This window comes from Streptomyces sp. NPDC059785, assembly GCF_042732375.1.
In the GTDB taxonomy this organism is placed as follows: Bacteria; Actinomycetota; Actinomycetes; order Streptomycetales; family Streptomycetaceae; genus Streptomyces.
Window position 1 is genome coordinate 51,508 of sequence record NZ_JBHWHV010000050.1, and the last position, 23,343, is coordinate 74,850.

Below are 23,343 nucleotides of genomic sequence, written 5' to 3' on the forward strand. Positions count from 1 at the left end.
TGAACCGAGCACTGCCGCTGTCCACCGACGGTTCCCGAATGATGCCACTGTTCAGCCCCTTCGCTCGGCACCGGCAGGACGCGCGGACGCCTCATCGCCGCCCCGCTGACGCCGGCTGAGATGGACGACACCGACACCGGCGAGTACGAGGGCGGCGCCACCCACGCCGAGGGGCACGGTGCCGACACCCGCCCCGGTCCGCGCCAACTCCCCGTCGCCGGGGGCGCTTTCGCCGGACCCGAGGTTCGTGTCCGCACTGGGGCCAGAAGTGGGTTCCGCATTCGGACGAGGGCTGGGGTCAGTACTACTGTCCGCACTCGGGTCAGGTGTCGGCTCAGGACTGATGTCCGCCGTGGGGTCTGCTGTGGGGTCCGCACTTGGGTCCGCAGTGGGATCTGCGCCGGGACTCGCAGTGGGGTCCGCACTGGGCTCCGCGCTTGGGCTTCCGCCCGAGTCACCGGGGAGAGATACGTCGTCGGTATCCACGTCACCGACGGCCATCGTGTACGTCTGGCTGTCCTTCACCTGCTCACCGGAGGCGAGCGTGGCCGCGACGGTGAACGTCAGGCGGTAGACGCCCTGTTCCGTGAAGACCCAGTTGGCGTGTTCGTGGGTCACGGCGGGCACGGCGTATGTGTCCGGGAGCCCGTCGCTGGAGTCGAACCGCATCAGCGGCTCGCCGAAGGGCGACCAGCCGAAGACGAGAAGGTCGCCCGGCCCCTCGATCTCGTCCAGGGAGAAGCTGAGTCCGCCTTGGACGGAGGAGGAGCCGAAGGCCTCCGTGCTCCAGCCGGCCCACAGGAGGTCGGGGTCCTGGGTCTGGGGAATGCAGTAGTAGGTGTCCCCCGGCTCACCGACGAAGGCGAGGCTGCCGGCGGGGTCGGGTACGACGTCCCTGCCAGCAGCCGTGAGGTGCATGATCACCGAGCTCGGCTCACGCCAGACGATGTCACTCGTCCTGCTGTCCCGGAACAGGGTCCGGAACCGGCCCTCGACGATGCGCGGCGCCACGGCGTCGACATGGCCCTGGTCGATGACGATCCGCTCATCGACCACGTCTCCAGCGGCTTCAACGGTTCCAGCGGCTGCCGCGGCTGCCGCGGTCAGAGCTGACGCGTAGGCCGCGTTCACCGGCCGGGCCGCGCCGTCCGCCTCGCCTCCTGTCAGGACCAGGCCCGACACCGTCAGGCCCGCTGCCCCCAGCACACACAAGGAACGTGTCAGCGCTTCCATTCTCCCCATCCCGTCCATGACAGCTCGCCGCGTGTCACCACGACAAGCTATACGAGATGGTAATCATTTTCAATTAGCAGTCGACGCGTACTCCTAGGTGGCTGGTCCAGCCACGATTTCCCTCCCCCCTCACTCCGATTTACGGGCCAGCAGGTGAACCTCCTTGAACTGCCGCTGGTCGGTGGGCTCGGGCTCGCGAACCGTCCGCGCGACCTCGGCCAGTCCGGCCGTACGCAACAGCCCGGCCAGGTGATCCGGCCACCACCGATAGGCCGGCGCGACCTTGTGATCGAAGACCTGCGTCGGGTGAGACGCGTCCTCGCCGGCCGAGAAGCCGATCAGGAGGTGGCCCCCGGGTGCCAGCACCCGGCGGAACTCCGCGAGGATGGCGGGGACTTCGCGCGGCGGAGTGTGGATGATGGACCAGCGCGACAGTACGCCGCCCAGCTCGCCGTCCGGGATGTCCAGCGCGGCCATCGTGCCGACGTCGAAGCGCAGCCTCGGGTGGGCCTGTCGAGCCGTCTCGATCATCACCGGAGAGGCGTCGACACCGAATGCCGCGAGCCCCAGCTCCGCCAGGTGAGCGGTGATGTGGCCGGGTCCACAGCCGAGGTCGGCGACTTGGCCGTCCCCGCTCGCGCGTACGGCTTCGGCGAAGACGCCCAGTATCGCGCGGTCCAAGGGGCTGTCCCGCAGCACGTCGCTGAAGAGCTCCGTGTACAGGGCGGCAGCGGCGTCGTAGGCCTCGCGGGTGTTGTTGAGGGTGTCGTCTTCGATCATGCGCACGACCGTAGTGCCTGGCACCGGACCGAGCCGGGTATTGCCGATTCTGCCTCCGGTCTCCCGGTTCCGGGCCGGCGCGAGGAGGCCGGCGCTGTCCGGGACAGGCCCGTGGCCGTCCCGGACAAGCCCGGACAGCCCGAACGGCAGAGAACCCGGGATTCAGCGCTTAGGGTCTTCCGCCATGGACACGGACACGACGCGCGATCCCGGCGGGCGGTCCGGGACCGACGCGTGCGTGCGCGGCGTCATGACCGCCGCCTCCCAGTGTCCCGACGGCTTCAGCACCGAGGCGATGAGCCATCTCACGGGCCTGCCCGAGGTGGCGGACGTGCTCCAGCACCTGACGGTGGACGGCCGGTTCGAGCTTCTGGAGGTGTTCTCGGCGACCATGGGCGCACCCGTCGCCCACCGCTACCGCCTCCCCGTCCCCGTACTCGCGGCGGCGCGTCCGGACGCCGCCGGTGAACGGCTGCTGGGCGGCGCCCACAGCACGTACTACCTGCGCCTGGCCGAGGTGCACGCCGCCGGGGTGTGGACGCCGCGGCAGTCCGGTGCCCTGCTCAGTCTGCGGCAGGAGGAGCGCAACATCTCGGCGGCGCTGCGCTGGGCGGTCGAGAACGGCCGCGAGGGCCGGGCGGTGGCGGTGGTCGCCGCGCTCGCTCCGTACTGGCGGTGGCTGGCCGGACTGCCCACTCTGCGCTCCTGGGTCATCGAGCTGATGGGGTGTCAGCCGTCGCTGTCGGACCGTGCCGCACACCGGTTGCATGTGCTGGCCGCCGAGGTGTTCGCCAGGCTGGGCGAGTACGAGGCGGCACTCGGCTCGACCGAGGCGGCCGGTGGGGTCGCGACGACGGCGGTGCGGGTCGGCGAGGCCGCGGACGCGCACCGGATGTTCGCCACCGGGCTGGCGTTGCAGGCGACCGACGGAGCCCGCGCCGCCGGACAACTGCGGCGCGCGGCCGAGCGCTACCGGGCGATCGGGGACGAGGCGGGCGCGGTCGCCGTCGAGTTCGACCTGTGCGGCGCGGAATTCCGCCTCGGCCGTCGGTGGCGGGCCGACCGGACGGCCCGTGCCGCGCTGTCGAGCGCGGCCCGCCGCGGGGACCGGCTCACCAGCGCGGCGCTCCTGCTGAGGCTCGGCACGTTCGCGGCGCTCGGCCGGGGACCCTCGGTGCCGTCCGAATCCTCGGCGTACGTCGGGCGCGCGCTGGCCCAGCTGCGTGGCCCGGGAGCCGCGGCGGCCGTCGGTGTGCTGGCCGGACAGGTCGACACCTGCTACGACCCGAACGCCGTACGCCGTGCCGTCCAACTCGCCCGGTTGCTCGGCTCGTTCACCGCGCGCCACCGGGCCGACTTCGGCGCCCTGGCCTGCGACCTCGTCGTCCGGCAGCAGGAGCGGCGGCTGCGCGACCAGCTCGGCGAACGCACGCGCGCCGAGGCCGCCGCGAGCGGTGCCCGCCTCCCCCTGCACAGGCTGTTCGACGAGATCGCCGCGCACACACTCGGCACGGACGCGGCCGGGCATGCCGCGTCACGCCGCGCCCACCCAGCGGTGGTACGCGTCCAGGTCGACGTTGCCGCCGCACACGACGGTCGCCACGTGCCGGCCGGCGAAGCGGTCCCGGTCCTCGAGGATCGCGGCGATACCGAGCGCGGCCGACGGTTCGACCACGAGGCCGGCGTGGTCCAGGAGCATCCGCATCCCGGCGACGATGGACGCCTCCTGGACCAGGACGGCGTCGTCGGCGACCCGCAACAGGTCCTCCAGGACGGCCGGGATGGGGTACCGGCCCGCGACCCCGTCGGCGATGGTGTCGGCCGTCTCGGTGGTGACCACGCTCCGCCGGCGCCATGAGAGCGTCATCGCCGGCGCGCCCAGCGGCTGGACGCAGATCACCTCGGTCTCCGGCGCCACGGCCTTCACCACATGGCCCACGCCGGTCGCCAGCGCCCCGCCGCCGAGGGCCACCAGTACGACGTCGAACGGCGGCTTCGCGTCCACGAGTTCCAGGCCGATGGTCGCGGCGCCCTCGCAGGTCTCGATGTCCAGGCTGTCCTCGACCAGCCGGATGCCGTCACGGCGGGCGATGGCCGCCGCACGTTCGCGAGCCCTCTCGTGATCGCCGTCCACCAGCTCCAGCCGGGCGCCCAGTGCGCGGATGCGCTCCAGCTTGGCCGCGGTCGCGTACCGGGACGCCACGACCGTGACCTCCACTCCCCGGTCGCGGCCGGACCAGGCGAGGGCCTGGCCCAGGTTGCCCGCGCTGGCGCACACCGCGGCCCTCGCGCCGTCGGCGATCAGCCGGCTCACGACCACCTCGCTGCCGCGGGCCTTGAAACTGCGGATGGGGTTGGCCGTCTCCAGCTTCACGCTCACCGCGCACCCCAAGCCGGGCTCCAGCGCCTCGCAGCGGTACAGCGGAGTGTCGAGGAACACCGGGTCGATCACCCGGCGGGCCGCCCGGATCCGGGCCGTGTCGAGGCGTGTCCCCTGCATGACTCCGCAGCTTAGCCGCGGTGCACCGGCGCCATTGAAAGATCGTGCGGCCGTATCGCGAACCGCGCGGGAGAAGGGCTGCCGTACCCGTCAGGAGAAGGGCTGCCGTTCCCGTCAGGAGGAAGGCTGTCGGTTTCGCGCCCTCAGGTTGGCGGCCAGCAGGCAGATCCACGACAGGACCAGCAGGGCCGCCACGAGCACCTGGCCCGCGCCATCGCCGTCGGTCACCCGCCACACCAGCAGGCCGACGCTCCCGCAGAGCATCAGCGCGTACAGCCACGACGCCCACCGGGCGCCCGGCCTCAGCCGGCGCGGAGTGGCCTCCGCTCCCGCTCGCACCTCACGCTTCATGCCTGTCCGTCTGCCCTGGCCGCCCCTTGGAAAACGTTGTCCTCTTCCGGCGATCACCGACTCCTGGAATGCTTGCGGCCGCACAGCGACCTGATCGTTTCGACCGAGGGACAGGTACACGTGAAGCTCACCACGAAGACCGGCACGCTGGCGGCGGCAGCCCTGATGCTGGCCTCACTCACGGTCTCGGCTCCGGCCTTCGGATCGGACACCGGCGGCAGCGGCGGCACCGGCGGCAGATCCGAAGGCCGGGCCTGGCACACCGCGTGGGCGGAGTCCCAGCAGGGCCTGTCGAAGGCGTCCCTCACCGATCAGACCGTCCGCTCGATCACCCGTCTGAGCCAGGGCGGCGACGCGGTGCGCGTGCGGATCCAGAACCAGTTCTCCGACACGCCCCTGGAGATAGGCGGCGGTGCGGTGGCCGTCAGCGACGGCGGGCCCGCGACCCGGGCGGGCACCACCCGTACGCTGACCTTCGGCGGTCACCGCGGTGTGAGCGTGCCCGCCCACGGCGAGGTGTGGAGCGACCCGGTCCGCCTCGGCACCGCACCGCAGACGGACCTCGCCGTCAGCCTCCACGTCCCGGGCACCGTCCGGCCCGGGGAGCACGGTGCCGCGTGGCGCGACAACTACCTGACCGCTCCGGGCAGCGGCGACCACGTCAAGGACACCGACGCCGCCGCCTACACCCAGCGCGTCCAGAGCACCTACCTCGTCAGTGCCGTGGACGTCCGCAACCCCCGCGTCAAGGGCACGATCGTCGCCTACGGCAGTTCCGTCGTGGACGGCGCCGGATCCACCGACTGCGGCTCCGGCTGCACGCCGTCGGACACCGACAACCGCTGGAGCGACGTACTCGCCCGCCGCATCGTCGACGAACTGCCCGCCGACCGCCAACTGGCCGTGGCCAACGCGGGGGTGAACGGTACGACCGCCGCCGCGGACTGCCCGAACAACGCGTCCGCGCTGACCGGGCTCGACGCCGGCTCCCGGCTCGAACGCGACGTCCTGGCCCTGCACGGCGTGACCGGCGTCCTCTTTTTCTACGGCACGAACGACCTCCAGAACAATTGCACGTCGCAGCAGGTCATCGCCAGTTACCGCGAGGTCTTCGGGCGGCTGCGGGACGCGGGGGTCGAGGTCTACGTCGTGCCCATCACGCCCCGCCCCATCTACACCGACCAGATGAACCGCTACCGCTGGGACGTGGGCACGTACGTGCGCAACCAGGGGGACTGCGGCGGCGCGTGCGACGGCATCGTCGACTTCGACCAGGTGCTCAAGGACCCGGTCGAGCCCAACAGCATCAACGAGAAGTACGACATCGGTGACGGTGTCCATGTGAACATCGCGGGCCACCGGGCCGAGGCGGAGACGATCTCGCTCTCCCTGCTGTCCGGCTCGACCCGCCGCTGACAGGGGCCGCCCCGGGACGGTTCGGGGTGTCCCGGGACGGACCGGGCCGCCCCGAACCGTCGTCAGCTCGCCCGGGGGTGGACGGTACGGCCCGGCAGCTCGACGTCCGTGCAGCCGCGCCGTTCCGCCTGGTCACGGGCGAACGCGATGAGCAGGGACCGCATGCTGCCGCGCGGCACCTCCGTACCGCCGTCCTCGGCGTAGCTGGTCGCCAGGAAGTTGGCGGGCCCGTCCGCGCACTCGGCTTCGCCCGCCCGAAGTCCTCGCTCATCAGCGCATCCTCGGTGCTGAGCCCCTTCGGGATGTCCACGTTCGCTCCGATCAGCGTCTCGAAGGGTTCCCGCGTCCACTGCCCGTACCAGCCGGTGAGGTCCAGGGCCGAGTCGCCGGTCCCGGCGTCGATCAGGGAGCAGTCGGTGATCGGGGCCCGCTCGTCCGTGGGCGCCGCCACCTTCCGGCCCTTGCCCGACGGGCTCTTGGGCAGTGACGTACGCGAGAACCAGCCGCACTCGGTGCCTTCGGTCTGCGCGACCGTCAGTGTGCGCGGACCGTCGGCCCGCTCCGGCAAGGGCAACTGCCCGGCCCCGCAGCCCAGTTCGCCGGAGGCGCCGTTGGCCAGGGATACCGCGACGGGTAGACGTACTGGGGCTCGACCCGGGATCGGGAAATCCTGCCTCAGCGCCGCGTCAACGGCCTCGGGATCGGTCTGCACCTCGGCCTCCAGAACGAAATGGTCGTCGTCCCCTGTCGATCGCGCACCGCAGGACGCCGTCCGCGGTGTCCCAGGATTCGGTGCCCGCCCGCAACTGTTCATTCGGCAGCAGGGCGGCGAGGTCACCGCCCGCGACATGTCCCCCGCACAGGGTCGCGCCGTACCACCAGGGCTGCCAGAGCGGCTTGGCGAGGTGGCCGCCGTCGGCCAGGGTCACGAGCACCAGGGCCGTGATGCCGAGCACCCGGCCGTTGCAGAACCGGCGCCGTCCCGCGCCCTTGCCGGTGACCGCACCGGCGTCCGCGTCCGCATGCCCGTCCGTGCCGGCGCCCGTTCCCTCACTCGTTTCCCGGCCCGCCGCCGACCCCGCCAGCATGTTCACGTCTCCCTCGTAGCGTCCGGTCATCCTGGGTGTCGGCAGGATCGAGAACGCTTGAGCGTGAAGGTGAAGTCGCTGGAGAGCCTGCCGCTCAGCCGGACCGCCGAGACGAGGCTCCCCTCCGATGCCAGCCTTTCGACCTCGGCGCGCGGCAGACCGCAGCCTTCGGCGATCAGTCGCACCGGCCGGACCGGGATCCGCGCCGCGAAGCGGACCGAGACGTCGGTCACCTCGCGGTCCAGGTGATCCGATCCGCCGGTGTCGAGGCGCCAGGCTCCGGCCCAGTCGAGAGCGACGCGATTGCGGCGCCGTACGACCGGATCCTGGAGCAACTCGGGCGCCAGGGCGGGGTCGTTGGCGTGCAGACGGTCCAGCAGCTCGGGCCGTACGGAGCGTACGTTCATCCGCTCCAGGACCGTGAGCTTCGCGGTCTCCCCGCAGGTGGTGCAGAGCACGAGGAGCCAGGCGTCGATGAGCTTGTGGTTCGCGTTGACACGGAACTTGCCGTTCGCCCGGAAGCGTTCGGCCGCGCACGTGTGGCAACGGCGGAGAACGTGCGGCAGGCAGGTGGGCATGACCACCCAGGTATTGAGCACAGAAGTACACCGGTTCCAGTGAGAAGTCCGCAGCAAGAAGCAGCGCGGCGCACAGGTGCGACGCGCGACGGTTCAGCGCTCGGTGGGTCTCACAGGGTGTACAAGGGCCTGCCTCTGACTGGACGACGGGGTTCGGCAGCACGGTAATGGCCGACAGCGGCGCCGTTCCACTGCTTTTCCAGCGCCTCAGCAACGACTCATGTCCCGTGCCCCGTACGGCCTGCCGGTCCCGCTCGGTCCGGCCGGTTCCGCTCAGCCCGCGACTCCGACGCGCTCCAAGAACGCGGCCAGTTCCACCTCGTAGCGGGCCGGGTTCTCCATGTTCGGGTAGTGCGCGGCGCCCGGCACGGTGGTGGTGTGCCCGTCGGGGACCAGCTCCGTGAGCCGGCCGGCCATCGCGAGATGGTCCGGGCCGTCCAGGGCGCCGTTGATCGCGCACACGGGGACGGTGATCCCGGACGCGCGCTCCCAGGTGGCCGCGATCGGCACCCGGTGGTCCGGCTCACCGGGCACGTGCTTGCGGAGCGTGTTGAGCGCCATCTCCCGTATCCGGCGCACCACTTCGGGATCGACGACGGACAGCTCGCGGTGCGGCCCGGCCGTGAAACGCTGGAACGCGTCGACCCAGCCGGTCACATCGCCCGCGGCCAGTGACCGCCCCTGGGCGGCGAGGACGTCCAGCGCCCACGGGTCCTCGAAGACGGGCTCACTGGTGCCGACGCCGCTGACGACGACGGCGCGGACCAGGCCGGGATGTTCCAGTGCGCAGTCGACGGCGGTCGCGCCGCCCATCGAGACGCCTACGAGCACGGCCGGGGCCGCGTCCAGGCCGCGCAGCAGTGCGGCGACGTCGTCGGCGGGACGGAAGGGGCCGGTCGCGTTGGACGAGCCGCCGTGTCCGCGGGCGTCGAACGCGATGACCCGGTACCGCGGAGCGAAGGTCCGCAGCTGCTCCTCCCACATGCGGTGGTCGAGGAAGCCGCCGTGCAGGAAGACGAGTGCCGGCCCGGAACCGGCCTCCTGGTAGGCGAGACGGCCGTCGGTGGTGGTCAGTGAACGGATCGGGGCGGATGCGAGCTCACCATTCATGACAACCAAGGTGTCATCATCTCCATGGGTTGGCAACCTAGGTGTCATGATGCACGCATGACGGATGAGGACATGACGGGTGAGCACATGACGGATGAGGACACGGCGGATGAGGACACGGCGGATGAAGGCTCGACCGCCGATCGGACCGCGGTGCCCGCCGCGCCTTCCCCGGACGAGCTGGCCGAGCGCCTCACGGAGGTCTTCGACCTGGTCGGCCCGCTCTACCGGAGGGTCCACCGGAAGGTGGAGCGGGAAGCGCCCGACGAGGGCCTGTCGGTCGGCGTGCGTGCGGTGCTCGATCTGCTGCGCGCGCACGGTCCTATGACGGTGCCTCAGATGGGGCGGGCGCAGGCGCTCAGCCGGCAGTTCGTGCAGCGCATGGTGAACGACGCGGCACGTCACGGCCTGGCGGAGAGCGTCGCCAACCCCGCGCACCGCCGCTCCTCACTCATCAGGCTCACCGACGGGGGCCGTGCCGCGATCGGCGCGGTGCGGGCCCGCGAGCACGCCCTGCTGCGGCGCGTGGACGGCGATCTGACCATGGCGGACATCGACGCCTGCCTGCGCGTACTGGGCGCGATGCACGCACTCTTCGCCGACGTGGACGTGGACGTGGACTGAGCCTACGGGGCTACGGCGCCACCCGCGCGACTCCGCCCGTTTCGAGGGCGATCCAGAGTGCGCCGTCGGGACCCGCGGTGATGCCGTGCGGTTCGGACGACGGTGTGGGCAGGTCGTACTCGGTGATCTCGCCGCTTGGGGTGATGCGGCCGACGCGGTTGGCTCCCCATTCGGTGAACCAGCACTCCCCTGTCGGGACCGCGACGACGGCGTGGGGTCTGGCCGCACGGTCGGGGAGCGGGAACTCCTCGATCCGGCCGTCCGTCGAGATCCTGCCGATCCGGCCCGCCGCGATCTCCACGAACCACAGGGCGGTGCCGTCACCGGTGATGCCCACGGGTGCGGCTCCCGGTGTGGGCAGGGCGTGCAGGACGGTGTCGCCGTCGGGGGTGATGCGGCCGATCGCGTTCGCCTGGTTGAGGGTGAACCACAGCGCTCCGTCGGGACCCGCGGTGATCGCCGAGGGGAAGCCGCCCTCGACGGGGAGGGCGAACTCGGTGACCTCTCCCCGGCCGGTGATGCGCCCGATCCGGTCGGTCGTCGTCTCCGTGAACCACATCGCACCGTCCGGGCCCGCGGTGATGCCGAAGGGACCGCTGTCCGGCGTCGGAAGGTCGAAGACCTCCGTCTCACCGTCGACGGTCACACGCCCGATCCGGTGGTCCTGATACCGGGTGAACCACAGCGCTCCGTCGGGCCCGGGGGCGATGACGGTGGGACGGCACGTCGGCGGGTCCAGCGCGTACTGCTCGAATCCGCCGTCGACGCTGAGGCGGGCGATGTGGCCGCTGTGCACGAGGGTGAGCCACAGGGCACCGTCGGGGCCGGCCGCGATGCCGTAGGGGCCCGCCTCCGCGCCCCCGGCCGGGAACTCGTCGATGGCCGGGGCTTCGGCAGGGTGCACGGCGACTCCTTGTCGGGGTGGGGCGAGGGTGCGGTGGCGGCGCACGATCGCACCCTGTCCGCGAGGAGACGGCCGGTGCAACCGCTTTTCCCGCTGACCCCGGTCGGGGCTCAGGCGACGGACGGTTCCGCCAGACCCCCCGGCACGGCGCCGGCACGGACGCCCGGTACGTGCGCGGCGAGGGCCTCGGCGAGTTCGTCCGCGAGGGCGGCGGCGTCGTGGTCGGTGCCCGCCCAGGCGATGTGGCCGTCGGGGCGGAGAAGGACGGCACGGACACCGGACCAGTCGGCCGGGGGAAGGTGCGGAACGCCGCTGTGCACGCGCAGTCCCGGGCGGGCCGGCCGGCCGAACGGGCCGGTCGCGTCGCCGGTGAGATCGGGAAGACGCCGCGGGCCGGCTCACCCGCACGGCCGTGATCGACTCCGCGCTCCACGTGCTCGACGAGCGAGGGCTCGACGAGCTGTCCACGCGGGCGGTGGCCGACCGCCTCGGAGTCCGTATGAACACCGTCCTGTGGCACGTGAAGACGAAGGCCCGGATGCTGGAGCTGATGGCCGACGCCGTCCTCGGCGGCATCGGCTACGAGGATCTGCCCGCGGACGCCGCCCAGCGGGTACGGGAGCTGGCCTGCCGCTACCGGCGGGCGCTACTGGACCACCGCGACGGCGCCGCCCTGGTGACCGGCACCTACCCGGCCGAACCGCACACCCTGCGCTTCGCCGACCACCTCGTCGACGCCCTGCTGGCAGCCGGCGCGGACACGCGGCAGGCAGCCTGGACGGCGTGGACGGTCAGCTACTTCGTCCTCGGCCTGACGCAGGAGACACAGGCCGCACCCGACGAGCGCGACGACCGTCTCGCCCGTGCCGTCGACGCCGGCGAGCACCCGGCCCTGCACCGGGTGGTCACCCACCTGGCGCAGGGCTCGTTCGAGGACCGCTTCGCCTTCGGCCTGGAGGCGATCCTCTCCGGCCTGTCCTGACCGCAGACGTACGGCGGTTCAGCCCGCGTCCGGCAAGGGGAGGGCGTCCTTGTACCCGTTCATCGGCCGGGCGGTCTTCTTCACCGAGGCGACGTCGAGGGCGACGGGGGCCGACCGGGTGCCCAGGGTCCCGCCCGGGTGCCAGGTTCCCGTCACCGTCACCCAGGTGTCGGCGGGCAGCGCCGCGGTGCCGTACATCCGCACCTTCACCGACTGGGCGTCCGCCGCGCAGCACGAAATGATGATGCGGGTCAGGTACCAGCCCCCGCCCTGCTTGTCGGGCGTGACGAACCCGGTCATCCGGACGGTGCGCCCCTTGACGGCCTGTTCCCGGTCCTGCCGTACGCGGCGCGTGAAGTCGGTGAGGGTGATCGGCAGCGGCGAGGTCGCGGGCAGCGGCTCGAAGCCCTCGGGCCGCTGCTGCTCCGTCACCGCTGCGGGCACCTCCCGGGAAGCGGTGTAGGCGCCGAGTGCCGGTGGCGCGTAGAAGAGCAGGCTGAGCACGGGGAGGAACAGCAGCCAGGCGACACCGGGGACGGAGGAGTGGTCATGTCCGCCGCCGCCCGCGTGCCCCTGATGCCCCTCACGCCCGTGCCGGTCCTCGCGCCCGCGCGGCTCATGGCGCTCTCCGTCGGCTTCGGGCTGCCGGCGGGACCACGCCTCGGCCACGGCCAGGAGCAGCAGCAGTACGCCAGAGCCGATCAGCAGGGGCCGCATGCCGGCCTTGACGTAGTTCAGGTACAGGTCGGTGAAGAGCGAGACGTGCAGCAGGCCGAGGCCGCCGAGGGCGAGCAGCGCCACCTGGACAGGCCGTTTCACAGCAGTACTCCCCCGATCAGCAGGCTGCACAGCACCGCCACGACCGTCGTGGCGGCGGAGAACCGGATCGCGAAGGCCGGGCCGAACGTGCCCGTCTGCAATGCGATCAGTTTCACGTCGACCATCGGTCCGACCACCATGAACGCCAGTTGGGCGAGGGGCGGGAACCCGGTGAGCGAGGCCGCCACGAAGGCGTCGGCCTCGGAGCAGATGGAAAGCAGGACGGCGAGCGCCGTCAGGAAGAAGACGGACAGCAGGAGCGAGCCGGAGAAGGCGTCGATGACACGGCGCGGCACGGCCACGTTGAACGTCGCCGCCGCCATGGCCCCGAGGACCAGGAAGCCGCCCGCGTGCAGGAAGTCGTGCTGGAAGCCGGTCCGGAACTCCCGCCACCTGCTGTGCCCGTGCTCGTGGCCGGTGTGCCGCACGGCGGGCCGCAGCCACTCCTCACGGCCCCGCCACAGCCACAGCCAGCCCATGAGGGCGGCGGTGGCGAGCGAGGCGAGCAGCCGGGCCAGCACCATGACGGGGCTGTTGGGGAAGGCGATGGCCGTGGCGGTCAGCACGACGGGGTTGATGGCGGGCGCGGAGAGCAGGAACGCGAAGGCGGCGGCCGGATTGACCCCGCGGCCGATGAGGCTGTTCGCGACCGGTACCGAAGCGCACTCGCAGCCCGGCAGGACGACTCCGGCGAGACCGGCGACCGGGACGGCGACGGCCGGGCGCCTGGGCAGCACCCGGCTGAACACCCGCGCCGGTACGAAGGCGTTGATCGCTCCGGACAGGGCCGTGCCGAGCAGCAGGAACGGCAGCGCCTGCACGGTGACGGCGAGGCAGACGGTCCGCCACGTCTGCACGACGGGGTCGTCCAGCCACCCGCTCCCGGCGAGGAACGCCATGGCGAGGAGGGCGAGGGCGCAGGCCGACAGGAGCGGCCAGGGCAGGGAACGGGCGCGGAGGGAGGCGGGCGGCGGGGACACGGTCGCCGGCGTGACGGCCACCGCCCCGGCCATCTCTCCCGCCGGTTCGTCGGTCTTCTGCACGCCAGCTCCAAGAGGGATGTCGCTCGGGCCTGCCGGACACCGGGCACCTCGGACATCGCCATGCCGGACATGGTTCGAGATCCGTTCGAACGCTTACCTTAACGTCCGTACGCGCACCGGATCCGACGGCGGCCGGCACGTACCGCCTACGAGGTCAGCTGCCTTCGTGCAGCACGGCCGGGCTCGGCCGCCGCGACGCCCGGTTCGGGCAGGTTGATCTCGGCCCACACCGCGTCGAGGGAGAGGCCGAGGACGTCGGCGATCGCCGCGATGGTGGGGAAGGCGGGGGTGGCCACACGGCCCGACTCGATCTTTCGGAGGGTCTCCGGCGAGACACGGGCGTCGAGCGCGACTTCGAGCATCGAGCGCTCTCCCCTGGCCCGGCGCAGGAGGGCGCCGAGGCGCTGTCCACGTTCGACCTCTGCGGGAGTGAGCGGCAACCTGACCATGACTCCGATTCTAGTACCGGTATAGTATGGCCGGTATAGTTATTGGTCACATGAGAAGGGCGCCGCATGATCGAGATCCTGAACCCCACCCTGCTGGCCCGCGCGAAGGACACCGGCGCCCTGGTCGCCGAGATCCTGCAAACGATGAAGAGCCGCAGTACGGTCGGCACGAACCTGATGGACATCGACCGGTGGACCAAGGCCATGATCACCGAGGCGGGCGCCCAGTCCTGCTACGTCGACTACGAGCCGTCCTTCGGCCGCGGCCCGTTCGGCCACTACATCTGCACGGCCGTCAACGACGCCGTGCTGCACGGACGGCCGTACGACTACAAGCTCGCGGACGGAGATCTGCTCACCCTCGACCTCGCCGTCCTGCTGGGCGGAGTCGCCGCGGACTCCGCGATCAGCTTCATCGTGGGCGACGCCAGGCCCGCGGAGGACGTCGCGCTGATCGAGACGACCGAGCGCGCGCTGGCCGCGGGGATCGCCGCCGCCGGGCCCGGGGCCCGCATCGGCGACATCTCCCACGCCATCGGCACGGTCCTCGGCGCGGCGGGCTACCCGGTCAACACCGAGTTCGGCGGGCACGGCATCGGCTCGACCATGCACCAGGACCCGCACGTCGCGAACACCGGCCGCCCCGGCCGCGGTTACAAACTCCGCCCCGGACTGCTGCTCGCGCTGGAGCCGTGGGTCATGGCGGACACCGCCGAGCTCGTCACCGACGCCGACGGGTGGACGCTGCGCAGCGCGACGGGCTGCCGGACGGCCCACAGCGAGCACACGATCGCCATCACCGACGACGGCGCCGAGATCCTCACCCTGCCGAAGCAGGCACAGCGGTGAGCCCGTCCGCCGGCCGGTGCGCCTCCCCGGCACCGTGACCGCCGGACCCCGGAGCCGGTACGGGTCTCACGCGTCGAGTACGGCGGCGACGGCCTCGATCTCGACGAGCTGGTCGTGGTAGCCGAGCACGGCGACGCCCATCAGGGTGCTGGGCACGTCATGGTCGCCGAACGCGTCCCGCACCACCTCCCAGGCGGTCACCAGGTCCTCCTGCCGGGCCGAGGCCACCAGGACCCTCGTGCTGATGACGTCCTGGAGCGAGGCACCGGCCGCGTCGAGCGCCGTGCGCATGTTCTCGACGGCCTTGCGCGCCTGGCCCGCGTAGTCCCCGATCGCCGCCGTGGAGCCGTCGTCGTTCAGCGGGCAGGCCCCGGCGAGGAAGATCAGGCGGGACCCGGCGGGCGCCGTGGCCGCGTAGGCGTACTCGGCGACGCCGGACAGCGCGGCGGAACGGATCAGGGTGACGGCACGAGCCACGGTTACGGGGGTCCCTTCCCATCGGATGCGGTGCGCGGCCATCCTGCCAACGCCGCACCCGCACCGCCTCCCCTTTTCGGACCGCCCGGTCCGGTCCCGCCGCGGGGTCCGGCGGGCCCCGCTCCGGCCGTCCGGCGGGCCCCGCTCCGGCCGTCCGGCGACGGGTCGGGCTTTCCGTGGGACGGAAACCTGACTCACCGCGCGTCCCGGCCCGCCTTTCCGTCACTTATCGGTAGTTTCGCGGCATCTTCGACCGCCAGCGATGTGCAGGGGTGCCATGACGACGACAGCCGACGACATGTCACGGGCGCAGGACGCCGCCCCCGAGGAGGCCGCCCGGCGAGCGGTGCGGCGGGCCACGGACCATCTGCTGGCCCGGCAGCAGGCCGGGGGATGGTGGCTGGGTTTCGCGCAGACCGACATGGGCTACGACGCCCAGGACCTGTTCTTCCGGCGGTTCCTGGGGCTCGCGGACGAGCGCGTGACCGCGGCGAGCGGCCGGTGGATCCGCTCCCGGCAGAGCGCGGACGGCACCTGGCCGACGGCTCCCGGCGGCCCCGGCGACCTGGACATCACCATCCAGGCGTACGTGGCGCTGCGGCTGGCCGGGGACCGCCCGGACGAGGAGCACATGGCGCGGTGCGCGGCGTGGGTGCGCGAGCAGGGCGGCGTCGCGGCCGCCACCCTGACCCCGCGGCTGTGGCTCGCCCTGTTCGGCTGGTGGAGCTGGGACGAACTCCCCGAGATCCCGCCCGAGATCATCGCCCAGCCCGCGCGGGCGCCCCTGAGCATCTACTCGTTCAACTCGTGGGCCCGCCAGGTGATCGTGGCGGTCAGCGTCATCAGCGCGCACCGGCCCGTGCGGCCGGCGCCCTTCGCCATCGACGAACTCTTCGCCCCGCCCGGCACCTCGTCCCCGGCCGGCCGGCGCGACCGCGTCTTCAGGCGCCTGAACACCGCTGCCCGGGTCTGCCTCAGGGGCGCGCCCCGCGTACTGCGCCGGTCCGCGATCCATGCCTGTACCCGCTGGCTGCTGGAACGCCAGGAGGCGGACGGCAGTTGGGGCGGCGTCGCCCCGATGACCATCTTCGCGGTGATCGCCCTGCACTTGCAGGGCTACGCGCTGGACCACCCGGCGCTCAGGGCCGCCGTGGACTTCGTGACGGGCAGCGTCGCCTGGCCCGAGGACGACGTGCGCAAGGTGGAGACCGTCAAAAGCCCGGTCTGGGAAACCTGCCTGTCCGTCACCGCGCTCGCCGACGCCGGTGTGCCCGCCGACCATCCCGCCCTGGTCAAGGCCGCCGACTGGCTGCTCACCCGGCAGACCGACCGGCCGGGCGACTGGGCCGTCCGCAGTCCCGGACTCGACCCCGGCGGCTGGGCCTTCGTGTTCCACAACCAGACGTGGCCCGACACCGACGACACCTCCGAGGTGCTCCTCGCACTGCGCCGGGTCGCCCACCCCGACCCGGCACGCGTCGACGCCGCGGTGGACAGGGGGTTGCGCTGGAACCTGGGTGTGCAGTGCAAGGACGGCGGGTGGGCGGGCTTCGAACCCGACGTCACCGGCGCCCTCCCCACCAGGCTGCCCTTCCTGGACATCGGCGGCCACTGCGTCGACGCGCCCACCGCCGACGTCACCGGCCATGTCGTGGAGATGCTCGCCCGCCTCGGACTGCGGGACGATCCCCGTACCCGGCGCGGCGTCCGCTGGCTGCTCCGGCACCAGGAGGACAACGGCGCGTGGTACGGCCGCTGGGGCGTCAACCACCTCTACGGCACCGGCTGTGTCCTCCCGGCGCTCGTCGCCGCGGGGGTCCCCCGCGACCACTTGGCCGTCCGGCGCGCCGTCACCTGGCTGAGGTCCGTACAGAACGAGGACGGCGGCTGGGGCGAGGACTGGCGCTCGTACACCGATCCGGCGACCTACGCCGGCCGGGGTACGTCCACCGCCTCACAGACCTCCTGGGCGCTGCTCGCGCTGCTCGCCGCGGGAGAACGCGACAGCGCCGAGGTCCGGGGCGGGGTGCGCTGGCTGACCGGGCGCCAGACGGACACCGGTACGTGGGAGGAGCCGCAGGCCACCGGCACGGTCGTCCCCCGGGTGGTGTCCATCAACTACGAGTGCTACCGGCACGTCTTCCCGCTCACGGCACTGGCCCGCTACGTCCGGCACCCGGACAGCTGAGTGCCGGTATCCGTATCGGTGCCGGGGTCCGCGTCCGGGCCCGTCTCGCAGTGCGAGCGGGTGCGGGCGTGGAAGACGAGCAGGGCCAGCGCACCGGTCGCGGCGGACCAGGCGAGCGGGAGCAGACCGTGGGTCCAGGGCGTGCGGGAGCTGAACGCGGCGGCCAGGGCCAGCTGGTTGGCGCCGTAGAGGGGGAACGCGGGCAGGACGGGGAGGTCGGCCACGTTGAGGACCGGGTTCTGGAGGCCGGTGTCGACCAGACTGAGCATGATGACGAGGAAGAAGCCCTCCAGCTCGCCCCGTACCAGGGAGCCCAGCAGCAGCCCGATGCCGCCGTAGGCCAGACCGGCCCCGAGGACGGCGAGGGCGAGGGGCCCCCACTGGCGTACGGGCAGGGAGATCCACAGCACGGCCATGGTGTACAGGGCGAGGAGAGCTGCGACGAGGGCGACGGCGGCGACCTTCGCCAGCAGCATCGGCACCCGGGGGTAGCCGGCCAGCAGGAGCCGGCGGTCCGTTTCCCCCGCCTTGAACGTCTGCATGAACATCACGAACCCGGTGACCAGGGTGGCGGCGGCGAGCGCGTTGGCCACCTGGCCGACCCGGCTCGCCTGGGCGAGGACGTCGCCGCCGGTGGAGTCCAGGGAGAAGCGCATCACCCGGTCCGAGGCGCTCAGCCGCGCGACGGCGATCCAGCCGGGGACGAACACGACCGCCAGGATCAGGGCGAGGCGGTTGCGCAGATGGCCCAGCAGGGTGCAGCGCAGCATCTCGGTGAAGGCGGCCCGGTGGAACCTCATCGGATGAGCTCCTCGTGGTGCAGGCGGCCCTCGCGCAGCTGACTGACCGCGTCGAAATGCCGCAGGTCGTGCAGGAGATGGGAGACCACGACGATCGACCGTCCCTGGTCGCGCAGGTCCGCGGCGAGGGACCAGAACCGTTGGTGGGTGTCCCAGTCGAACCCCTGGTAGGGCTCGTCGAGCACCAGCAGCTGGGGGTCGTGCATCAGGGCGAGCAGCAGGTTGAGCTTCTGCCGTGTGCCGCCGCTGAGTTCCCCGGCCCGCTGCTGTCCGCCGTCGTCGAGCGCCAGGAGCTCCATCAGCTCGTGCGCGCGGTCCAGCGTCGGCAGCCGGTGGGCGACCTGGAACAGCCGCAGGTGCTGCCGGACGGTGAACGAGTCGTTGAGCACGGCGCGTTGCGGGCAGTACCCCACCGCTCCGGTCCGTATGACCGTGCCCCGGTCGGGGGTCAGCTCTCCCACGGCGATCCGGAGCAGGGTGCTCTTGCCCGCGCCGTTCTCGCCGACGACCGCGGCGAGCGCCCCGGCGGGCACGTCGAGGTCCGCCCCGCGCAGGACCTGTCTGCGCCCGTACGCCTTCCATACGCCGGTGATCCGCAGCCGTGACTGCCGTGGTGTGGCCACTGCCCGCACCTCGAACCCCTTCGGTCAGCGAAGCGTGTAGATGGAGGCCGCGAGGGCGAGGGTGTACCACTGCTCCACCAGGCGGTAGCTGCGCTGGTCGTGTTCCGGGCCGCGCCGCAGCACCACCCGGACGGCCAGCAGCAGGCTCAGGGCACCCAGGAGCACGTCCGTGGTGACGATCCACCAGTGCCCTCCCGCGGGTGCCATCAGGAAGTGGTGGATCACCACCGGGCCCACGGCGAACCCGGCGCACAGGAAGACGCGGGTGCGCGTCTCGCCGAGGACCAGGGGCATCGTGGAGCGGTGGATCGCGCGGTCGCCGTGGATGTCGCGGAGGTCCTGGACGGACATCAGGAACGTCACGGTGATCGTCAGTGTCCAGATCCAGCGCCAGGCGTCCGGGGTGAGCGCGCCGACGATCTCCCAGGCGGCCGTGAGCTGGGCGATGACGCCGATCCCGGCGTACAGGTTCCGGCCCAGCCAGTGCCGGCCCCAGCCGTACTCGTGCTGGAGCAGCGAGAGGATCTGCCACAGCAGGGCCCACTTCAGGACGCCGAGGCAGTAGCCGTACGCGGGGAAGGCGATCCGGACGGCGATCAGCCGGAGCCGGGCGCCACGGACGGTGCAGTCGCCGGTGACCAGGGGTCTGTAGGGCTTGTTGAGGCGGTCCTCCTCGACCCCGACGAGCTGGTTGGCCAGGGTGTGTTCGTAGATGAAGAGCCAGAAGTAGCACCCGCCCAGGGCGACGGTGGCCGCCGTCTCGTACGGGGACAGCCGCGCGTGGACCGTGGCCGCCATGACGAAGCAGGTGGCGGGGAAGACGGTGGTCCAGCGGTCGCCCCGGATGAAGAGCCAGCTCAGCCGGATCTCGCGCCAGGTGCTCTGAAGGACCGCCGCGGGCGCGCGCGTGGTCATGGTGGTCATTGCTCGGCTCCGTACGTCGTGCTCGGGCGGGCGGGTTCGGTGAGCAGGTCCATCGGGCTCATGCCGAGCGGTGTACGGTCGCCTCCGCGACGGCCTCCAGCGTGCGGATCGTGCTGAGCGGGAAGGGCGCCGAGGCCAGGGCGTCCAGCGCCTGCCGGTACCGCTCGTCGATCATCTGCTCGACGGCGGCCCGTGCCCCGGTGCTGGTGAGGATGGAGCGGACCTCCGCGGCCTCCCGCTCGCCCAGTGCGGGGTCGCCGATCAGCCAGCGCAGCCGGCCTGCCTGGGTGGGGTCCGCGGCGCGCAGTGCGTGGGCGATGAGGCTGGTGCACTTGCCCTCGCGCAGATCGTCCAGCCGTGACTTGCCCATCTCGTCCGGATCGCCGAACACGCCGAGCACGTCGTCGCGCAGCTGAAACGCTTCGCCCAGCGGGACGCCGTATGCGCTGCACGCGTCCATGGCCTGCTGCCCGGCGCCCGCGAGGGCGGCCCCCACCTGGAGGGGGCGTTCCACGGTGTACTTGGCCGCCTTGTACCGGACGACGGTCAGCGCCGTCTCGACGCTCACGTCGAGGTCGCCGGTGGTGAGCAGATCGAGGTGCTGTCCGGCGATCAGCTCGCTCCGCGCGCGGTCGACGCACCGCAGTACGGCGGTGCGGTGGGCGTCGGGCATGGGCGTGGTGTGCAGCAGCTCGTCGGACCAGACCAGGGCCAGGTCGCCCACGAGGATGGCGCCGCCGATGCCGAACCGCTCGGCCATCGTGGGCAGTTTGTGGTTCTCGGCCAGCAGCCGGTGGACCGTCGGGCGACCGCGGCGGCTGTCGGCCGCGTCCATGATGTCGTCGTGGATGAGGGCGCAGGCGTGCGCCAGCTCGATGGAGGCGGCCAGCCTGACGGCGTCGGCGGGATCACCGCGGCCCCCGGCCGCCCGCCAGCCCGTCACGCACAGCAGGGGGCGGACCCGCTTCCCGCCGTTGATGAAGTCACGCAGCATCAAGGTGAGCGCCGACTGACCGGGCATCGCGGCGGCGCTCGCCTTCTCCGTCAGGAACTCCCGGAGCAGCTCGTCGATGGCGACGCGCGGAGTGAAGAAGTCGGACTCGGCCGTCAGGCTCTCAGTGCTCATGAGAACGGCGCATCCTGGTTCCGGGGGCTGCTCCGGGTCTCCACCGGGTGCCGCCCGGCAGAACCGGGCGGCACTGGACGAACTGATTGTTCATGTATCCCATCCCTCGGTAGACGCCTGCGCGCAGAACCGGAACACAGGCGTGAGCGCAGTGAACTGCAGCGAAGGTACGCATATTCGACCGGCAAGTCCACTATCACCCGTTTGGGGCGTTTCGCCGCCAGGGAAAACCGTTGCCTGAAGCAATGTTCATGCGCCGGGCCGCGGCCGCCTCAGCGCCGGCCGGGAGATGGGGGTCGGAGAGTTCGAAGACGGGGGTCAGAGGGGCGGGATGACCGTGACGTCGAGGGTCACGTGACCGCCCCTCAGTAGTTCGTGCCGGTGGCCCAGAGCACCGATGTGCCGTCGCTGATCGTGATGTTGCCGTCCTTCTGGAGGGTGAGCACGGCCTGTTCGTGCCCGTCCGTCCGGCTCGCCCACACGGCCTGGTCCTCCGCGTTGTACACGACGAGGTTGCCGTCCTCCTGGAAGTCCGCCCGGGCACCTGCGCCCTGGGTCTGGCTCGACCAGCGCGCCTGGTTCGTCTCGTCGTACGCGACCAGGTTGCCGTCGCGCTGGAGGACGAGCTTGATCCGTGCCGCCACGATCTCCTCGCCGGGGTGCAGACTCATCGGCTCGTCGATCACCTTCTCCTCCGGCACGGCGTCCTCCCCGCCGTCCGAGCCGTCGTCGGACCCGTCGTCCGAGATCTTGTCCGCCGGATCCTCGCTGCTGTCCCCCGTGCCGCCCTCGTCCGGCTCCTTCGTGGCGCCGGTCGCCGTCGGACTCGGCGAGGCCTCGGGCCCGGCGGACTTCTCGGTGTCCCGCCCGGAAACCACCACCAGCAGGCCCGCGGCCACGACGGCGACGACCACGCCCACGGCTGCCAGCAGCATGATCCTGCGCCGGGAGGTGCGCTGCCCGGGCCCGCCGGCCGGCAGGGACGGGCCGGAGGCCGGGAGGATGTCGGTCGGTCGCGCGCCCAGCGCCGCCGGGTCCACCGCGGTCGGGGTCGCCACGGGCGGAGCCACGGCGGTCGGGGCCGCCCCGGACGGGTCCACCGCGGTGGGCTGTCCGGCGGCCGGGGTGGTCGGGACGGGAGCCGGGGCCGGCCCGCCCTCGCTCGCGTCGGGCGTCGCGATCCGCCGGTAGTCCGCGTCGTTGGCGAGCGCGGTCTGCGACTGGCAGAACTCGACGATGGCCTCGGGCGCCGGCCGCCGTGCCGGGTCGCGGTCGGTGCAGGCCGCGATCATTCCGGCCAGTTCGGACTCGACGCCCTCCAGGTCGATGTCACCGTGAACGGTGCGGTACGCGACCGCCGAGGCGGCCCCGGTGCCGTAAGGAGGACGGCCGGTCGCCGCGAAGGCCATGGTGGCGCCGAGCGCGAACACGTCGGCGGCGACCGTGGTCTTCTCCCCCTGGATCGCCTCGGGGGGTGTGAATCCGGGGGTACCGGCGGTGTGGCCGATCTGGGTCAGCGCGGCCTGCCCGTCGTCCTTGGCGATGCCGAAGTCGATGAGCTGCGGGCCGACCGGGGACAGGATGATGTTCTGCGGCTTCACGTCCCGGTGCTGGATGCCGTGGACGTGGATGTCGGACAGGCCCTCCGCCAGCGCGGCCATGACACTGCGGCAGAGCCCCGCGGGCAGCGCGCCGTTCGCCCGCACCGCGGCGTCCAGGGTCCGGCCGGGCACGTACTCGGTGGCGAACCAGTACGGCGGCGCGTCCAGGCCGCAGTCGATGAGGGAGGCGGTGTAGGCGCTGCGCACGGTGTGCAGCGTGGTCACCTCACGGCGGAACCGTTCGAGGGCCTGCTCCTCGTACTGGAAGCGATCGCCGATGACCTTGATCGCCGCCGCCCGGCCACCGGGGGTGCTGCCGAGGTAGACGGTTCCCATGCCCCCCGCTCCGAGACGGCCGGTGAGACGGTAGCGACCGATCCGATCCGGATCGGAGGCGGTGAGGGGATACACGACGCGCCATTCCTCCTAGGGTGACCTGCTCCGGCCGCACGTCCGCCGCCCGCTGGGTCATCCATGGGCCGGGTGGCTCGCGGGGAACGACTCGCCCGCGCGACAGTGTGCGTGGACGGCGCTCCACGTCGCCGTGACACAGCCGGTTCCCGGATCATACGACAGGCACCGGCCGCCCGAGATCGGTCCCCACGGGGCGGCGTACCAGGGGCTCACGACCCGTGCGAGATGGAATCAGGGCACGCGGATGCGACTGCAACGCATGGCAACGGGCCCTGTGGACACGGGTGTTGCTGTCCGACCGCAGGGAACCGGCCGCTGTGGAGGGTCGTGACACCGACGCGGCCGTTCACGGCAGCAGACAGTGTCAGGCGGCAGCAACGGGGTGGCCGCCCGATCGCTCGGGCGGCCCCCCCCGGTTCCGCGTCCGGGCCCGGCCGGCGGCCGCGGTGGGCGGTCCAGAGGCA

Annotated in this window: 23 protein-coding genes; 5 read left to right on the forward strand and 18 right to left on the reverse strand. The window is 72.1% G+C overall.

Annotation, left to right across the window (positions count from 1 at the left end):
• Positions 1–51 precede the first annotated feature (51 nt).
• From ACFV6E_RS31170 to ACFV6E_RS31185, 4 genes are all read right to left on the reverse strand, one after another.
• Positions 52–1,056: a choice-of-anchor M domain-containing protein gene (locus tag ACFV6E_RS31170; protein WP_385466143.1), complete on the reverse strand. Its 1,005-nt coding sequence runs from the start codon at positions 1,054–1,056 to the stop codon at positions 52–54.
• Positions 1,057–1,362: 306 nt separating this feature from the next.
• On the reverse strand, positions 1,363–2,013 hold the full coding sequence (locus ACFV6E_RS31175; RefSeq protein ID WP_385466146.1) for a class I SAM-dependent methyltransferase: 651 nt from the start codon (positions 2,011–2,013) through the stop codon (positions 1,363–1,365).
• A gap of 1,534 nt (positions 2,014–3,547) precedes the next feature.
• On the reverse strand, positions 3,548–4,513 hold the full coding sequence (locus ACFV6E_RS31180; protein WP_385466149.1) for a threonine/serine dehydratase: 966 nt from the start codon (positions 4,511–4,513) through the stop codon (positions 3,548–3,550).
• A 114-nt stretch (positions 4,514–4,627) separates the two neighbouring features.
• Complete coding sequence (locus ACFV6E_RS31185; protein ID WP_385172692.1) at positions 4,628–4,864, reverse strand: hypothetical protein; 237 nt, start codon at positions 4,862–4,864, stop codon at positions 4,628–4,630.
• Between the two features lie 120 nt (positions 4,865–4,984).
• On the opposite strand from ACFV6E_RS31185, the gene ACFV6E_RS31190 reads away from it, so the two are divergent.
• Positions 4,985–6,280, forward strand: coding sequence for a GDSL-type esterase/lipase family protein (locus tag ACFV6E_RS31190; protein ID WP_385172695.1), 1,296 nt, complete (start codon positions 4,985–4,987; stop codon positions 6,278–6,280).
• 686 nt (positions 6,281–6,966) lie between these two features.
• Here the strand turns inward: ACFV6E_RS31190 and ACFV6E_RS31195 are convergent.
• The 3 genes from ACFV6E_RS31195 to ACFV6E_RS31205 all read right to left on the reverse strand — a co-directional run bounded on the left by ACFV6E_RS31195 (position 6,967) and on the right by ACFV6E_RS31205 (position 9,056).
• Complete coding sequence (locus ACFV6E_RS31195) at positions 6,967–7,398, reverse strand: hypothetical protein (RefSeq protein ID WP_385466152.1); 432 nt, start codon at positions 7,396–7,398, stop codon at positions 6,967–6,969.
• Positions 7,395–7,946, reverse strand: coding sequence for a DUF1062 domain-containing protein (locus tag ACFV6E_RS31200; protein WP_385466155.1), 552 nt, complete (start codon positions 7,944–7,946; stop codon positions 7,395–7,397). The genes ACFV6E_RS31195 and ACFV6E_RS31200 overlap by 4 nt, the downstream gene beginning before the upstream one ends.
• Positions 7,947–8,219: 273 nt before the next feature.
• Entirely contained in the window at positions 8,220–9,056 is an 837-nt protein-coding gene (locus ACFV6E_RS31205) for an alpha/beta fold hydrolase (RefSeq protein ID WP_385172702.1), read from the reverse strand.
• A gap of 57 nt (positions 9,057–9,113) precedes the next feature.
• On the opposite strand from ACFV6E_RS31205, the gene ACFV6E_RS31210 reads away from it, so the two are divergent.
• Positions 9,114–9,680, forward strand: coding sequence for a MarR family winged helix-turn-helix transcriptional regulator (locus tag ACFV6E_RS31210; RefSeq protein WP_385466158.1), 567 nt, complete (start codon positions 9,114–9,116; stop codon positions 9,678–9,680).
• A gap of 10 nt (positions 9,681–9,690) precedes the next feature.
• Here the strand turns inward: ACFV6E_RS31210 and ACFV6E_RS31215 are convergent, their stop codons facing one another.
• A complete protein-coding gene (locus ACFV6E_RS31215) occupies positions 9,691–10,584 on the reverse strand; it encodes a virginiamycin B lyase (RefSeq protein WP_385466161.1) in 894 nt (297 codons plus the stop codon).
• A gap of 110 nt (positions 10,585–10,694) precedes the next feature.
• Positions 10,695–10,904: a hypothetical protein gene (locus tag ACFV6E_RS31220; RefSeq protein WP_385172711.1), complete on the reverse strand. Its 210-nt coding sequence runs from the start codon at positions 10,902–10,904 to the stop codon at positions 10,695–10,697.
• 92 nt (positions 10,905–10,996) lie between these two features.
• On the opposite strand from ACFV6E_RS31220, the gene ACFV6E_RS31225 reads away from it, so the two are divergent.
• The gene (locus ACFV6E_RS31225; protein WP_385172714.1) at positions 10,997–11,566 is read left to right on the forward strand and encodes a TetR/AcrR family transcriptional regulator C-terminal domain-containing protein; all 570 of its coding nucleotides are present in this window, start codon (positions 10,997–10,999) and stop codon (positions 11,564–11,566) included.
• Between the two features lie 18 nt (positions 11,567–11,584).
• Here ACFV6E_RS31225 and ACFV6E_RS31230 read toward each other — a convergent pair whose 3' ends face one another.
• From ACFV6E_RS31230 to ACFV6E_RS31240, 3 genes are all read right to left on the reverse strand, one after another.
• On the reverse strand, positions 11,585–12,385 hold the full coding sequence (locus ACFV6E_RS31230; RefSeq protein WP_385466164.1) for a TIGR03943 family putative permease subunit: 801 nt from the start codon (positions 12,383–12,385) through the stop codon (positions 11,585–11,587).
• The gene (locus tag ACFV6E_RS31235) at positions 12,382–13,398 is read right to left on the reverse strand and encodes a permease (RefSeq protein ID WP_385466188.1); all 1,017 of its coding nucleotides are present in this window, start codon (positions 13,396–13,398) and stop codon (positions 12,382–12,384) included. Before ACFV6E_RS31235 ends, ACFV6E_RS31230 begins: the two co-directional genes overlap by 4 nt.
• 176 nt (positions 13,399–13,574) lie before the next feature.
• Positions 13,575–13,877, reverse strand: a complete 303-nt coding sequence (locus ACFV6E_RS31240; RefSeq protein WP_385172719.1) for a helix-turn-helix transcriptional regulator — start codon at positions 13,875–13,877, stop codon at positions 13,575–13,577.
• A gap of 66 nt (positions 13,878–13,943) precedes the next feature.
• On the opposite strand from ACFV6E_RS31240, the gene map reads away from it, so the two are divergent.
• Complete coding sequence (gene map / locus ACFV6E_RS31245) at positions 13,944–14,726, forward strand: type I methionyl aminopeptidase (protein WP_385172722.1); 783 nt, start codon at positions 13,944–13,946, stop codon at positions 14,724–14,726.
• Between the two features lie 66 nt (positions 14,727–14,792).
• Here map and ACFV6E_RS31250 read toward each other — a convergent pair whose 3' ends face one another.
• Positions 14,793–15,203 (reverse strand): RidA family protein, encoded by a 411-nt coding sequence (locus ACFV6E_RS31250; protein WP_385466167.1) that lies wholly within the window; start codon positions 15,201–15,203, stop codon positions 14,793–14,795.
• Positions 15,204–15,480: 277 nt separating this feature from the next.
• On the opposite strand from ACFV6E_RS31250, the gene shc reads away from it, so the two are divergent.
• Positions 15,481–17,391 (forward strand): squalene--hopene cyclase, encoded by a 1,911-nt coding sequence (gene shc, locus ACFV6E_RS31255; RefSeq protein WP_385466170.1) that lies wholly within the window; start codon positions 15,481–15,483, stop codon positions 17,389–17,391.
• On the opposite strand, the gene ACFV6E_RS31260 is transcribed toward shc, so the two are convergent.
• The 5 genes from ACFV6E_RS31260 to ACFV6E_RS31280 form a co-directional block, all read right to left on the reverse strand.
• Positions 17,367–18,191: a hypothetical protein gene (locus ACFV6E_RS31260; protein ID WP_385466173.1), complete on the reverse strand. Its 825-nt coding sequence runs from the start codon at positions 18,189–18,191 to the stop codon at positions 17,367–17,369. The genes shc and ACFV6E_RS31260 overlap by 25 nt on opposite strands.
• A complete protein-coding gene (locus ACFV6E_RS31265) occupies positions 18,188–18,790 on the reverse strand; it encodes an ATP-binding cassette domain-containing protein (protein ID WP_385173586.1) in 603 nt (200 codons plus the stop codon). The genes ACFV6E_RS31260 and ACFV6E_RS31265 overlap by 4 nt, the downstream gene beginning before the upstream one ends.
• A gap of 48 nt (positions 18,791–18,838) precedes the next feature.
• Positions 18,839–19,738 (reverse strand): UbiA family prenyltransferase, encoded by a 900-nt coding sequence (locus ACFV6E_RS31270; RefSeq protein WP_385173569.1) that lies wholly within the window; start codon positions 19,736–19,738, stop codon positions 18,839–18,841.
• A gap of 58 nt (positions 19,739–19,796) precedes the next feature.
• A complete protein-coding gene (locus tag ACFV6E_RS31275; protein WP_385466176.1) occupies positions 19,797–20,864 on the reverse strand; it encodes a polyprenyl synthetase family protein in 1,068 nt (355 codons plus the stop codon).
• 365 nt (positions 20,865–21,229) lie between these two features.
• Positions 21,230–22,876 carry a protein kinase gene (locus ACFV6E_RS31280; protein ID WP_385466179.1) on the reverse strand — a complete coding sequence of 549 codons (1,647 nt, stop codon included), beginning with the start codon at positions 22,874–22,876 and terminating at the stop codon, positions 21,230–21,232.
• Positions 22,877–23,343: the final 467 nt, after the last annotated feature.

Bases quoted from the DNA above. Each gene is read 5' to 3' on its own strand.
- ACFV6E_RS31270 (WP_385173569.1), bottom strand. From the start codon at position 19,738: ATGACCACCATGACCACGCGCGCGCCCGCGGCGGTCCTTCAGAGCACC.
- ACFV6E_RS31260 (WP_385466173.1), bottom strand. From the start codon at position 18,191: ATGAGGTTCCACCGGGCCGCCTTCACCGAGATGCTGCGCTGCACCCTG.
- ACFV6E_RS31180 (WP_385466149.1), bottom strand. From the start codon at position 4,513: ATGCAGGGGACACGCCTCGACACGGCCCGGATCCGGGCGGCCCGCCGG.
- ACFV6E_RS31175 (WP_385466146.1), bottom strand. From the start codon at position 2,013: ATGATCGAAGACGACACCCTCAACAACACCCGCGAGGCCTACGACGCC.
- map (WP_385172722.1), top strand. From the start codon at position 13,944: ATGATCGAGATCCTGAACCCCACCCTGCTGGCCCGCGCGAAGGACACC.
- ACFV6E_RS31210 (WP_385466158.1), top strand. From the start codon at position 9,114: ATGACGGATGAGGACATGACGGGTGAGCACATGACGGATGAGGACACG.
- ACFV6E_RS31275 (WP_385466176.1), bottom strand. From the start codon at position 20,864: ATGAGCACTGAGAGCCTGACGGCCGAGTCCGACTTCTTCACTCCGCGC.
- ACFV6E_RS31195 (WP_385466152.1), bottom strand. From the start codon at position 7,398: ATGACCGGACGCTACGAGGGAGACGTGAACATGCTGGCGGGGTCGGCG.
- ACFV6E_RS31185 (WP_385172692.1), bottom strand. From the start codon at position 4,864: ATGAAGCGTGAGGTGCGAGCGGGAGCGGAGGCCACTCCGCGCCGGCTG.
- ACFV6E_RS31240 (WP_385172719.1), bottom strand. From the start codon at position 13,877: ATGGTCAGGTTGCCGCTCACTCCCGCAGAGGTCGAACGTGGACAGCGC.
- ACFV6E_RS31200 (WP_385466155.1), bottom strand. From the start codon at position 7,946: ATGCCCACCTGCCTGCCGCACGTTCTCCGCCGTTGCCACACGTGCGCG.
- ACFV6E_RS31235 (WP_385466188.1), bottom strand. From the start codon at position 13,398: ATGGCCGGGGCGGTGGCCGTCACGCCGGCGACCGTGTCCCCGCCGCCC.
- shc (WP_385466170.1), top strand. From the start codon at position 15,481: ATGACGACGACAGCCGACGACATGTCACGGGCGCAGGACGCCGCCCCC.
- ACFV6E_RS31205 (WP_385172702.1), bottom strand. From the start codon at position 9,056: ATGAATGGTGAGCTCGCATCCGCCCCGATCCGTTCACTGACCACCACC.